We start from the raw sequence: 11,711 nt of genomic DNA, 5'->3' as shown, positions 1-11,711 counted from the left end.
GACGCTGGGTACACCTTCCGGTCGCAATCAGTTGCGTACCGGTTGCACCGGATCTTTTCCTCAAGTGCTCCGGGCGAGGAGGTCGGCGGTCGCCAGGTCCCACACGAAACGGGCCGGGGCGAAGGCCTCGGCGTACCGGACCCGGGCCTGGGCGCCGAAGTGGCGGGCTGTCCCGGTCGGCAGCTCCGGGTCGATCGGGTGCGGCGCCTCGGCCAGCGCGGCCAGCTTGCGCTCCAGGTAGGGCGAGATGTCGACGAACAGCGCCGGGGCGAAACTCAGGGTCGAGTCGCCGGCGTAGTGCAGGATGCGGCCGCTGTGCCGGGCGGCGGCGAGCGTGGCCACCGCGGCGGCCCGGTGCTCGGCGTTCGCGTCGTCGGGCGCGTGCACGTAGACGACGTCGGCGTCGACCCCGGTGAGCACGTTCTCGATGGCGGCGACCGTCATCGCGTCGGAGGCGACCGGGCCGGTGCCCCAGGGCAGCTCGGAACGGTTGTGGCGGGCACGGCGGTCGCCCGGCCCGCGGGTGTTCGCCCGGCGGTCACCGGAACGGCGTTCGGCGGCCTGCGGACCCCAGACGAGCAGGCAGTCGAGGGCGCGGGCGGCGGCTTCGGCCTGCCGGCTGCGTACCGTGTCGGGCCCGTCGCAGGTCAGGACCAGCATGGTGACGGAGTCGCCGGCGGCCCGGTGGGCCGCCAGGGTGCCGGCGCACCCGAACTCGATGTCGCCGGGGTGGGTGCCCACGGCCAGGACGCTGCGGGTCATGCCGGGTTCCTTTTCCGTACGGCGAAGGCGCCGGCGGCGAAGACGATGCTGACCACGAGTGCGCCCACCTGGCCACCGGAGCCGGCACCCAGCGCGACCAGCATCGTGATCACGGCCAGGACAGCCGCCGTGGCACCGGTGACGAGGGCTATCCGTCCGGTCCACGAGGAGAAGACACGAGCCACAGCGGCCTCCGGGGGGACTGCCGCCGCCGAGGGGGTTCGGCGGCGCTGAGTGTCCATCGGCCGCCGGGTCCCCGGGTTGAGGGTTGTGGCGCGGCTACGGCAGGCTGATCGGTATGGATCTGACCGACAGCGGCACCACCGTCAGTCTGATCACCGCCGTGGTCCTGCTCGCCGGGATCCTCGGCGTGGTGATCCCGGTGCTCCCGGGGCTGCTGTTGTGCTGGCTCGCGGTGCTCTTCTGGGCGCTCCTGGGTGACGCCGGCACCGGCCGCTGGGTGGTGCTCGCGCTGGCCACGGTGGTCGCCGCCGGTGGCACGGTCGTCAAGTACCTGTGGCCGGGCAAGCGCCTGAAGAGCACCGGGGTGCCGACCTCGTCGATGCTCGCGGGCGGGGTGCTCGGAGTTGTCGGCTTCTTCGTGGTGCCGGTGGTGGGCCTGGTGCTCGGCTTCATCCTGGGGCTGTGGCTGGCCGAGCGCGTCCGGCTCGGACCCGGCCAGGCGTGGCCGTCGACCCGGGAGGCCCTCGGTGCCGTGGGCCTGTCACTGCTGGTCGAGTTCGCCGCCGCGCTCGCCGTCGCCGTGATCTGGGTCTTCGGTCTCCTCGCGACCTGACCGGATCTCTCAGCGGGGCAGGACCACCGGGTCGCGCCCGGGCCGGCGGCGGAGGCGGCGCCGGCGTCGCTGGGTGAGCAGGAGCAGCAGCGGGGTGGCGGCCAGGATCACCGCGAGCGCCGCGGCCAGGCCGAGTGACAGCCCACGCCCTCCGGCCGCGCGGGCCGCGGCCGGGGCCGGTGCTGACGGGGCCGGCGCGGGCGGAGCCACACTCGCGTCGGCGGCCGTGCCCTTGACGTCGGCGCCGTCGGGCTCGACCAGCTTGCCGACCGAGGCGTCCTTGGGCAGCGAGAAGCCCCAGTCCAGCAGGGCGGCGCCCTGTTGCCAGCCGCGCAGCGGTGCGGCCTCGGCGCCGAGCACGGTCGCGACCAGGCGCCGGCCGTTGCGCTCGGCCCCGCCGACATAACTGTGCCGGGCCAGCGTGGTGAAGCCCGTCTTGCCGCCGAGCGCGCCCTTGTAGTTGTAGATGAGCTTGTTCTCGTTCTGGATCTGGAACCCGCCCTTCTTCAACTTCTTCTGGGCCGGGATCTGCGTCCTCTCCGTCAGCGCGTACTTGCGGAAGTCCGGTTTCTCGAAACACTGCCGCGCGATCAGCGCCAGGTCGTACGCGCTGGTGAACTGCCCGGGCCCGTCGAGGCCGGACGGCGTCTCGGCGTGCGTCTGGTACGCACCCAGCCGCTTCGCCTCGGCGTTCATCGCGGCGACGGTGGCCGGCTGCCCGCCCTTGCCCCCGCCCAGGCGGGCCAGGGCGTTCGCGGCGTCGTTGCCGGACTGCAGCAGCAGGCCGAGCCAGAGCGTGCGGATGTCGTACTTCCCGCCCTTGAGCAGGCCCACCGCGGAACTGTTGACCTCGATGTCGAGGTCGCCCTCGGTGACGGTCATGGTCTGCTTCGGGTCGAGCTTGTCCATGACGGTGGCGACCAGCAGGAGCTTCTGCACGCTGGCCGGGGTGCCGTAGACGTGCGGGCCGCAGCTGCCGAGCACCTCGCCGGTGTCCAGGTCGGCGACCAGCCAGCTGGTGGCGGTCAGGGCGGGTGGCTTTTTCGAGCCCGGCGGCACGATCAGCCCGTCGGTGTCGAGGGCGTCGCCGCCGACAGCCCGCAGCACGGGGTCGTCCGGCGGCGGGACCGGTCGCGGCGGGCGCCCCTTGGGCGGCTTCACCTTCGGCCGCGGACACGGAATGTCGGCCTTGGCCGCGGCGGCCTTGGTAGTGGAGGCCTTGGCCGCGGCGGCCTTGGCAGTGGCCGCTTTGGCGGTGGCGGCCTGGGCCGGGGTGATCCCGGCGGGCAGCACGGCAGCGGCGGCGAACGTGGTCACGGCGGCGGCGAAGGCCGCCACGACACGTCGGCGGGTCGTGGAAGGGGTGTCGCCACTTTTCACGGCCAGACGGCTCCCGCATCGAGTCGGCGCTGCAGCAACTGCGCCAAGGGCATGGTCTCACCGTCGCCGCCGCCCGCGCCGACGATCAGCCGGGGCGTGCTGGGGGACACCTCGGCACCCGTGAAACGGGCCCGCAGCGACGAGGGCACGGTCAGAACGTAGAAACAGCCGTCGTCGCCGACGGCCACCGAACGGTTCGCCTTCAGGTACCACCCGCGCAGGCGGGTGCGGTAGGTCGCGCCGCCGTCGAACGACCGGGCGCTCAGCGGGCCGGGCGGCAGGCCGCGCTCGGCGGCCGCACGGACGAAGCCGGTGAGCAGCTCGCCCGCCTGAGCGGCCTCGGCGGCCCGGCCGGCCTCGAGGGCGGCGGCGTGGCCCGCGACGGCCTGCCGGCGCTGCTCGTGCCAGGCGGCACGGTCGTCGTCGGCTTCCATGGCGACGACCCTAACGGCATCCGGGCGCTGTCAGCCACCCGGGTTTTGCGGGCCCGCGACTCCTCCGATCTCCGCCGGTGGCGATTCCCCGGAATAGGACGGTTGCAATTAGTGAAGGTCACACCACTGATAATTGCCCGCGTCGCCGATATTCTGTGAAATCCCGCAGAACTGTTGCGCGCGGAGTGCGTCACAGGCGAGACTGAGCGCGGTTCTTCGGATTACGTCAGGAGTCGTTATGGCGCGGCAGGTAATCACCACCCTCATCGACGACCTGGACGGAAAGCCGGCCGACCGGACGGTCGAGTTCAGCCTCGACGGGACGAGCTACACCATCGACCTTTCCGAGGCCAATGCCGGCAAGCTCCGCAAGGCGCTGGATCCGTTCATCACCGCCGGAACGCGTATCGGCCGCAGCGGTTCCGGCCGGGGCCCGGGCCGGCCCGCGAGCGTTACACGCACGGCGGGCAGCCGCGACGAAAATCGCCTGATCCGGGAATGGGCGGCCGAGCAGGGCCACCAGATCTCCGAGCGCGGCCGCATCCCGCAGAGCATCAGCAGCGCCTACCGGGCGGCACACGGCCGCTGACCGGGCCACCGGCCGGACACGATCGGACCACATCGACCGCGGCAATGCCCGCGGTCGATGTGTCTGTGTCCATTGCCGGGCCACCGGATCCGTTGCGGCCGGACCGCGGCCCCCGATCCGCTAAACGCCCGGCAGTCGTCGCCGGACCACAGCTTGCGATCCGGTAAAGGCTCGGGCCGCCGCGGGGAAACACGGCCCGGAAAGCCGTCCGGTGTGTTAAGACCGGGTGCTGCGATGCCTTAACGGCAGGGGTGGGCCGGGAAAGGCCCGGCCGCGGCCGAAAGCTCCGCCGGGTCCCCCGGGTGAGCCGGTCGGTGACGGTCATCTAAGTGTGGCCCGGTAAAGGCCGCCGGTGGCGCGAATGGCTGCGGCGCAACGATCCCGGCCGGTATAGGGCCACCCGGAGACGGAATGGCCCGGCCCCGCAAAGATTCCGGTACAGCGGTCCCGCGGGCTCAGGAAGCGCGGAGTTCCGGCAGCATCGGCGCGATCGTTTCCAGCACCTTCTCGTCGCCGGCGTACCAGCTCGTGGCCCGCGGCCAGTGCGTCATGACGTCGGTGAAGCCGAGCCGTGCCGCGCGGCCCACGGCGTCCGTGAAAGCGTCCGGGCTGCTCAGGGAGAGAACCGGCGACGAGTCCAGGTTGAGATAGCGGTCGAGCTTGCGGCCCGCCTGGGCCTCGGCCTCACCGAAACGCTCGCTGACCTCGGCGACCGAGCGCCACCAGGCCTCCTCGTCGTCGACGGCCTGCGCACCCGTGGTCACCCAGCCGTCGCCGAAACGCGCTGCCAGCCGCAGGGCCCGGGGGCCGTTGGCGGCGACCACGAACGGCGGCCGTGGGCGCTGGACCGGCCCGGGAATGCTGCGGGCGTCGACCGCCCGGTAGAACTCGCCCTCGAAGTCGGCCCGGTCGTTGCGCATGAGCAGGTCGAGCACGGTCAGGAACTCCGTGAAGCGGTCGACCCGCCGGCGCGGGGTCAGCTCCGGCTGCCCCAGCACGGCCGAGTCGAAGCCGGTGCCGCCCGCGCCCACACCCAGCAGCAGCCGGCCCTCGGAGATGTCGTCGAGCGCGGTGATCTCCCGGGTGAAGTGCACCGGGTGGCGGAAGTTCGGCGACGCGACGAACGTGCCGAGACGGATCCGGCGGGTCACCATCGCCGCGGCGGTCAGCGTCGGCACCGCGTCGAACCACGGGCCGTCGACCAGGTCACGCCAGCCGAGGTGGTCGTACGTCCAGGCGTGGTCGAAGCCGTACTCCTCGGCCCGGCGCCAGCGGCGGCCCGCCACGGACCAGCGTTCGTCGGGAAGGATCACGATGCCGATGCGCACGCGAGGACGATAGCTCAAGCCGAACGGAGACCGTCCGCGTCACCGTCCGCCTCGGTGCCGGCCGCGATGTCGAAGGCCTCGAGGGCCAGCACCAGATCGGCGCGGCGGGCCGGGCTCATGCGTTCCAGCACCTCGGCGAGGGCCGCACGGCGGCGTTCGCGCAGCTCGTCGAGGAGACGCCCGGCCGCGGGGGTGAGCAGCAGCCGCACCTCGCGCCGGTCGCGGGGGTCCGGCACCCGGCGCAGCAGACCGGTGGCCTCCAGACGGTCGCAGAGCCGGCTCGCCGACGACGGCACCACGTCGAGGGCCTCGGCCAGGCGGCTCATGTTGGTGTGCTGGGAACGCGAGATGATCGTGAGGACGCGCAGCTGGGCCGGAGGGACCGCCGGTGACTGCGCGAGCCGGGCCGTCTCGAAGACGCCGAGCAGCGACTCGACCGTCGACTCCACCGCCGCGGCGACGTCTGTGACGCGCTCCATGCCGGTCCTCTGTGTGCTGGAACTGGGAATGCTGGAACTGGGGGCGGGCTGGCGTACCAGGTTCATCGGATTCCTCAAGCCTGGACCACGATGGTCATCGCCGCCAGTCGAGGCACACGGTGACGGCGTCGTCCTCCGGTTCGGTGCCGGCGTGATATTCGCGGAGGCCACGCATCACCGTACCGACTGCCTCGGTGGCGGGCTGCAGGCGCGTCCGGCGCAAAGCAGTCAACAGGGCAGATTCACCGTAGGGAGCCCGGCCGCCGGGTGACGCCGCGTGCACGCCGTCGCTCACCACCAGCAGCCGGTCGGCCGGTTCGAGCAGGAAGCGCTGCGTCTCGTACCGCGTCTCGCCGAACATGCCCAGCGGCAGCTGCTGTTCCAGGGTCACCGGCCGGATCTCGCGTTCGCGGGCCAGCACGGCCCGCGGCGAGCCGGCGTCCACGGCCTCGACCCGGCCGCCGACCAGGTCGATCTCGAGCAGCAGGGTGGCGGCGTGCGCGGCTCCGCCGTACCGGGAGTAGAGGGCGTCGGAGGCGAGCTCGGCCTGCTCGACGATGTTGGCACCGGAGCGGCGGGCGTTCCGCATGGCGTTGACCGCCACGGTGGTCAGCACCGCGGCGTCGAGACCGTCGCCGTGACCGTTGAGCACGGTCAGCGTCAGCCGGTCACCGATCAGCGACCAGTCGTAGTGGTCGCCGAACACGGCGTACGCGGGCTGCAGCTGACCGGCGACCAGGAAGCGGTCGTCGCCCAGTGAGCGGCCCGGGAGCATCTCCCATTGCAGCTCGGCCGCCATGGTGAGGCGCTCGCGCCGCGTGACCTGCCTGTACCGGTCGGTGACGACGTCGGCGGCGCGCAGGGCGACGGCGAACTCGTCCGCGATCACGGACAACTCGTCGGTCAGTCCCGTGCCGGACGGCAGAGTGGTCTGCACGACCAGGACGCCGAGGCGTTCGCCCCACGCGGTCAAGGGCAGATAGACCCGGTTGGCGTCGTGGGCGATGTCCACGACGGGCCGCTGGCTGCCGAAGCAGCGCAGCGCGAGGGTGTTGCCGGAGGGCCCGTCGCGGTCCAGCACGGGCCACAGGCTGGAGAGCATGAGGTCACCGAGCAGCACCTCGGTCCGGCCCGCGGCATAGTGCCGGCGCAGATGGTCCGCCACCACCTCGGGAAGCCGATCGGGCGGCGCCGCGCGCAGCAGCGCGCCGACTGGCGTCGGACGGTCGGACAAGGTCGGGTCTCCCTCCGGCATTGGTCGTACGGCAATATTTGCTGTACGGCAAGAATGATAGGGGTGGGCGCGTCTCAGCGCGGTGAGGGGCAGCGAGGTGCCCCGGGGGTGATGACGACTCAGAGTGAGCCGGGGCCTCCGGCCAGTGCGAACGTCTTCTCGAAGTGGATGAGGCTCCCGTTGCGCGGGGTCGACTGCATCCGGACGTTGTCGCTCAGGGCCTTGATCAGGAACAGCCCGCGCCCGTGCTCACCGGTCTCGTCCGGCTCGGCCACCGCGAGGGCGTCGAAGCCCGACCCGTTGTCGGACACGTCGATGGCGCAGCGGTCCGCACCGACGTCGAGGCTGACCTCGATGGCGTCGGCACCGGAAGCGTGCTTGACGACGTTGGCGCAGGCCTCGGTCAGCGCGATCTCCAGGTCCTCGCCGTCCTGGCGGGGCACGTGGAAAACCGCCAGCGCACAGCGGAGCAGGCGGCGTACGGCAGGGACGCTGTCGACCTCGCGGGGCAGATTGAGCTTCAACGAGATGCGCATGAGATCCTGCCCCCCTCCGAAGCTGATGTCGTCCGTGCTGATGCCTTGGTGTTCCCTCTGCGGGCCGGGGCTAACCCCGGGTGTGGTGCGGAACGCGCTGAGGAGTCCCGGAACCGGCCGTCCGAACTTCTTGTTATCGCAGGCCGTTCGGTCCGTCTCCCTATCCGTGGTCGGCAAAAGGCCGGACGCGAGCAATGATCGATGCTCCACGGAGAGGTCACGACACCCATGGCGTTTCAACCGGACACCGCGACGGTCGTCGCCGCCCGCGCCGGCGACCCGGCCGCGGTCGATCGCCTCGTCGCGGGGTACCTGCCGCTCGTCTACACGATCGTCGGCCGGGCCCTGGACGGGCACGCCGACGTCGACGACGTCGTGCAGGACACCATGCTCCGGGTGCTGCGCAACCTAGGTGACCTGCGTGAACCCGAGGCGTTCCGGTCCTGGCTGGTGGCGATCACCGTGCGCCAGGTGCGCGAGCGGTACCGCGTCCGCCGGGCCTCACCCGACGCGCTGCTGCCCGACGACGTCCGCGACCCGGGTGCCGATTTCACCGATCTGGCGATCACCCGCCTCGAGCTGGCCGGCCAGCGCCGCGAGACCGCCGAGGCCACCCGCTGGCTCGACGAGGACAACCGCGAGCTGCTCTCGCTCTGGTGGCTGGAGGCCTCCGGTGAGCTCACCCGCGACGAGATCGTCTCCGCGATCGAGGTGACCCGCCAGCACGCCGCGGTCCGCATCCAGCGCATGAAGGGCCAGCTGGAGACCGCCCGGGTGGTCGTCCGGGCGCTCGCCGCCTCGCCGCCCTGCGCCGATCTGGGCCTGCTCACCGCCGACTGGGACGGGCGGCCCGGCGCGCTCTGGCGCAAGCGCATCGCCCGGCACACCCGCGACTGCCGGCAGTGCTCGCCGGCCTGGTCAGGGCTGGTCGCCGCCGAGAAACTCCTGGTCGGCATGGCCCTCGTCCCGCTGCCGCACTCCCTCGGCGGTGGCGGCCTGGCCGCACTCGGCGGGGCACACACCGCGGCCCACGCGGCGGGTTCGCACGTTGCCCACGCGGTCTCCGGCAAGGCCCTGGCGGCCAAGATCGCGGTCAAGGGCGGCGTCGGTGTCGGCCGCCGCGTGCTGACCGCCATGCTGGCGACGGGCGCCGTGGCCGGTGGTGGCGCCGCTGCGGTGGTCTACACCAACGACGACAAGCCGGCCGCCAACGCGGCCGTCGTGTCGACGGCGGCACCCGCCCCGAAGCTCTCCCTGCCGGCACCGACCCCGAGCGCAACCTCGGTGTCACCGTCCGCGAAGCCGTCACCGACCAAGAAGAAGACCAAGGCGCCCGTCGTACCCGTGCCGCCGACCGAGACCTCGGCCAAGAAGGGCGTCGGCACCTGGCAGTTCGCGGGGATCAAGGGCGCGCTCGACGACGTCGGCGCCGGTTGGTACTACAACTGGGCACCGGACAACGACTCCATGCCGGCCCCGTCGGACGTCGAGTTCGTGCCGATGATCTGGGGCAAGGCGAACGTCACCTCCGCCACCTTCGCCAAGGCGAAGAAGGAGGGCGACGTGCTGCTCGGCTTCAACGAGCCGGACATGGGCGGGCAGGCGAACATGAGCGTCGAGGACGCCCTCGCCGACTGGCCGAAGCTCCAGGACACCGGGATGCGCCTGGGCAGTCCGGCGGTGGCGTACGGCGGTGACACGGACGGCGGCTGGCTCGACCGCTTCATGAAGGGCGCCAAGGCGAAGAACCTGCGCGTCGACTTCATCACCCTGCACTGGTACGGCTCCGACTTCAGCGACGCCGCGGTCGGGCAGTTCCTGGGTTACGTCGACGCGGTGCACAAGAAGTACGACCTGCCGATCTGGGTCACCGAGTACGGCCTGATGAACTTCACCGGCTCGCCGAAGTACCCGACGGGCGCCCAGGAAGCGGCGTTCATCAAGGGCACCACGGCCGGCATGGAGAAGCGCTCGTTCGTCGAGCGGTACGCCTGGTTCGGCCTGCCCGCCGTGGGTGACAGCGTCGACTTCGGGCTCTACAAGGACTCGTCGACTCCGACCGAGGCGGGTAAGGCGTACAAGGCCGCGGGATAGGGTCGGATCATGATTCGGTTCGGCTACAAGGCATCGGCGGAGCAGTTCGCGCCGCGTGAACTCCTCGGGTACGGCATCGAGGCGGAGCGCCAGGGCTTCGACTCGGTGTTCGTCAGCGACCACTTCCAGCCGTGGCGGCACGACGGCGGGCACGCGCCCGCCGCGCTGCCCTGGCTCGGCGCGCTCGCGACGAGCACCGAGCGGGTGCTGATCGGCACCAGCGTGCTCACCCCGACCTTCCGGTACCACCCGGCAGTCGTGGCGCAGGCCTTCGCGACCCTCGGCTGCCTCGCGCCCGGTCGTGTCATCCTCGGCGTCGGCTCGGGGGAGTCGCTCAACGAGGTGCCGCTCGGCCTCCACTGGCCGGACGGCAAGGAGCGTTTCGCCCGCCTCAAGGAGGCGGTGACCCTGATCCGGCAGCTCTGGACCGAGGACCGGGTCACCTTCGACGGCACGTTCTACCGCACCGAGCTCGCCACGATCTACGACAAGCCCGAGCAGCCGGTGCCGATCTACATCGGCGCGTCCGGCCCGGCGGCGACCCGGCTCGCCGGCCGCATCGCCGACGGCTTCATCACCACCAGCGGCAAGGGGAGCGAGCTCTACACGGACACGTTGCTCCCCGCCGTGCGCGAGGGGGCGGAGAAGGCGAACCGCTCGCTGGACGACGTCGACCTGATGATCGAGGTCAAGGTCTCCTTCGACCCCGACCTGGAGAAGGCGCGCAACGACACGCAGTACTGGGGTGCGCTGGCGCTGTCGCCGGACGAGAAGACCGGCGTCGAGGACCCGGTCGAGATGCAGCGGCTGGCCGACGAGCTCCCGGTCGACCGCACCGTGACCCGGTGGATCGTCTCCTCCGACCCGGAGGAGCACGCCGCCAAGGTGACCGAGTACCTCGACATGGGTTTCAAGCACCTGGTCTTCCACGCGCCCGGCCCCGACCAGGACAGGTTCCTGCGCGTTTACGGCGAGGAGATCCTGCCCCGCCTCCGCGATCGCGTTCAGTAGTTCCGGAAGTTCTCCCCCGGGACGGCGCGCAGGTGCGTCGTGCCGTCCCAGCGGTCGTCCCGGCCCTCGCCCTGAATGACGGTGAGGTCGGGACGTCGCCGTCCGCGCCGGCCACCGTCACGGTCGCGCGGGGGCGGCGGCACCGAGTGGCGGGCGGCATGACGGCCCGTGGGCTCGTTCTCGTGAAGCGGCCGGAGCGGCTCGGACAGGCGGCGTTGCGGCGCCGGGCGGCGGCCGATCTTCCAGCGGCGTACGTATTCGGAGTAGGCGGTCCGCACCGCCCGCACCGCGGCCGGCAGCACCCGGCGCGGCCGGTCGCCGTCCAGGCGCGGGTATCCGACCGTGGCCACCTCGACCACCCGGAGTCCCTGCGCGGCCATCCGGATCGTGGCCAGCGTGTCGATCTCCGGGCCCTCGCCCCAGGCCAGGCCGCGTTTCGGGCCGCGGACGTCGGGTGCGGGCAGGTCGAGCGCCGGGACCAGCGCACGCCAGTAGGCGTTGTAGCCGCAGCTGAGGTCGGTGAACCGTGTCCCGAAGAAGAGGTTGACCAGACGGCTCAGCGCCTGGTGCCCGGTGCGCTCGAGGGCTCCGGCGTCACGGTGGTCACCGCCGGGGCGGAAACGGGAACCGTGCGCGACCTCGGCGCCGGAGAGCAGCGCGTCGACGAAGCGGGGGATCTCCTGCGGGTCCGCCGAGCCGTCGGCGTTGAGCGTGACGATGATGTCGCTGGTGCTCGCGGCGAAACCGCAGACGAGCGCGTTGCCCTTGCCGGTACGGGTCTGGCGGATCACGACCACGTCGGGGCGTACCTCGCGGGCGACCGCGACGGTGTCGTCGTGCGACCGGCCGTCGACCACGATCACCTCGTCGACCGGCGGGAGGTTCTCGAGGATGAGGGGCAGGTTGTGCTCCTCGTTGAGCGCGGGGATCACCACGGTCACGGAGGGGGTCGACCACTGGTCGTGGCGCGGCGCGGGAGGCATGGCGGTGGCTCCTCGGCGGGTTACGGGGGTCTGCGGGGTGGGACCGGTCAACAACTTACCAATCGATTACGGTGCGTCAACTCGG

General features: G+C 71.8%; 13 protein-coding genes. 4 read left to right on the top strand and 9 right to left on the bottom strand.

Annotated features, from left to right (window positions below; translation table 11 throughout):
* Positions 1-60 precede the first annotated feature (60 nt).
* Entirely contained in the window at positions 61-762 is a 702-nt protein-coding gene (locus AFR_RS31995) for a PIG-L deacetylase family protein (protein WP_023560964.1), read from the bottom strand.
* On the bottom strand, positions 759-947 hold the full coding sequence (locus AFR_RS31990; RefSeq protein ID WP_023560963.1) for a hypothetical protein: 189 nt from the start codon (positions 945-947) through the stop codon (positions 759-761). Before AFR_RS31990 ends, AFR_RS31995 begins: the two co-directional genes overlap by 4 nt.
* Positions 948-1,060: 113 nt before the next feature.
* Here AFR_RS31990 and AFR_RS31985 point away from each other — a divergent pair, with 113 nt between their 5' ends.
* On the top strand, positions 1,061-1,558 hold the full coding sequence (locus AFR_RS31985) for a DUF456 domain-containing protein (protein WP_023560962.1): 498 nt from the start codon (positions 1,061-1,063) through the stop codon (positions 1,556-1,558).
* Positions 1,559-1,567: 9 nt separating this feature from the next.
* Here the strand turns inward: AFR_RS31985 and AFR_RS31980 are convergent, their stop codons facing one another.
* The gene (locus tag AFR_RS31980; protein ID WP_438829949.1) at positions 1,568-2,851 is read right to left on the bottom strand and encodes a D-alanyl-D-alanine carboxypeptidase family protein; all 1,284 of its coding nucleotides are present in this window, start codon (positions 2,849-2,851) and stop codon (positions 1,568-1,570) included.
* An 83-nt stretch (positions 2,852-2,934) separates the two neighbouring features.
* A complete protein-coding gene (locus AFR_RS31975) occupies positions 2,935-3,372 on the bottom strand; it encodes a hypothetical protein (RefSeq protein ID WP_023560960.1) in 438 nt (145 codons plus the stop codon).
* Between the two features lie 238 nt (positions 3,373-3,610).
* Between AFR_RS31975 and AFR_RS31970 the strand changes: the two genes are divergently transcribed.
* Positions 3,611-3,961: a histone-like nucleoid-structuring protein Lsr2 gene (locus tag AFR_RS31970; RefSeq protein WP_023560959.1), complete on the top strand. Its 351-nt coding sequence runs from the start codon at positions 3,611-3,613 to the stop codon at positions 3,959-3,961.
* A gap of 455 nt (positions 3,962-4,416) precedes the next feature.
* Here the strand turns inward: AFR_RS31970 and AFR_RS31965 are convergent, their stop codons facing one another.
* The 4 genes from AFR_RS31965 to AFR_RS31950 form a co-directional block, all read right to left on the bottom strand.
* Positions 4,417-5,289, bottom strand: coding sequence for an LLM class flavin-dependent oxidoreductase (locus tag AFR_RS31965; RefSeq protein WP_023560958.1), 873 nt, complete (start codon positions 5,287-5,289; stop codon positions 4,417-4,419).
* A 14-nt stretch (positions 5,290-5,303) separates the two neighbouring features.
* Positions 5,304-5,768, bottom strand: a complete 465-nt coding sequence (locus tag AFR_RS31960) for a MarR family transcriptional regulator (protein ID WP_023560957.1) — start codon at positions 5,766-5,768, stop codon at positions 5,304-5,306.
* A 94-nt stretch (positions 5,769-5,862) separates the two neighbouring features.
* Positions 5,863-7,023 carry a PP2C family protein-serine/threonine phosphatase gene (locus AFR_RS31955; RefSeq protein WP_041841296.1) on the bottom strand — a complete coding sequence of 387 codons (1,161 nt, stop codon included), beginning with the start codon at positions 7,021-7,023 and terminating at the stop codon, positions 5,863-5,865.
* A gap of 98 nt (positions 7,024-7,121) precedes the next feature.
* Positions 7,122-7,538 carry an ATP-binding protein gene (locus AFR_RS31950; protein ID WP_023560955.1) on the bottom strand — a complete coding sequence of 139 codons (417 nt, stop codon included), beginning with the start codon at positions 7,536-7,538 and terminating at the stop codon, positions 7,122-7,124.
* A 228-nt stretch (positions 7,539-7,766) separates the two neighbouring features.
* Between AFR_RS31950 and AFR_RS31945 the strand changes: the two genes are divergently transcribed.
* Positions 7,767-9,632: a sigma-70 family RNA polymerase sigma factor gene (locus AFR_RS31945; protein WP_041841295.1), complete on the top strand. Its 1,866-nt coding sequence runs from the start codon at positions 7,767-7,769 to the stop codon at positions 9,630-9,632.
* A 9-nt stretch (positions 9,633-9,641) separates the two neighbouring features.
* A complete protein-coding gene (gene fgd, locus AFR_RS31940) occupies positions 9,642-10,643 on the top strand; it encodes a glucose-6-phosphate dehydrogenase (coenzyme-F420) (protein WP_023560953.1) in 1,002 nt (333 codons plus the stop codon).
* On the opposite strand, the gene AFR_RS31935 is transcribed toward fgd, so the two are convergent.
* Positions 10,637-11,626, bottom strand: a complete 990-nt coding sequence (locus AFR_RS31935; RefSeq protein WP_023560952.1) for a glycosyltransferase family 2 protein — start codon at positions 11,624-11,626, stop codon at positions 10,637-10,639. The genes fgd and AFR_RS31935 overlap by 7 nt on opposite strands.
* Between the last annotated feature and the right edge of the window lie 85 nt (positions 11,627-11,711).

The sequence above is a fragment of the Amorphoplanes friuliensis DSM 7358 genome, from assembly GCF_000494755.1.
Taxonomy (GTDB): domain Bacteria; phylum Actinomycetota; class Actinomycetes; order Mycobacteriales; family Micromonosporaceae; genus Actinoplanes; species Actinoplanes friuliensis.
The sequence above is the reverse complement of the archived record's forward strand: the minus strand, read 5'-3'. Positions and strand labels throughout refer to the sequence as shown.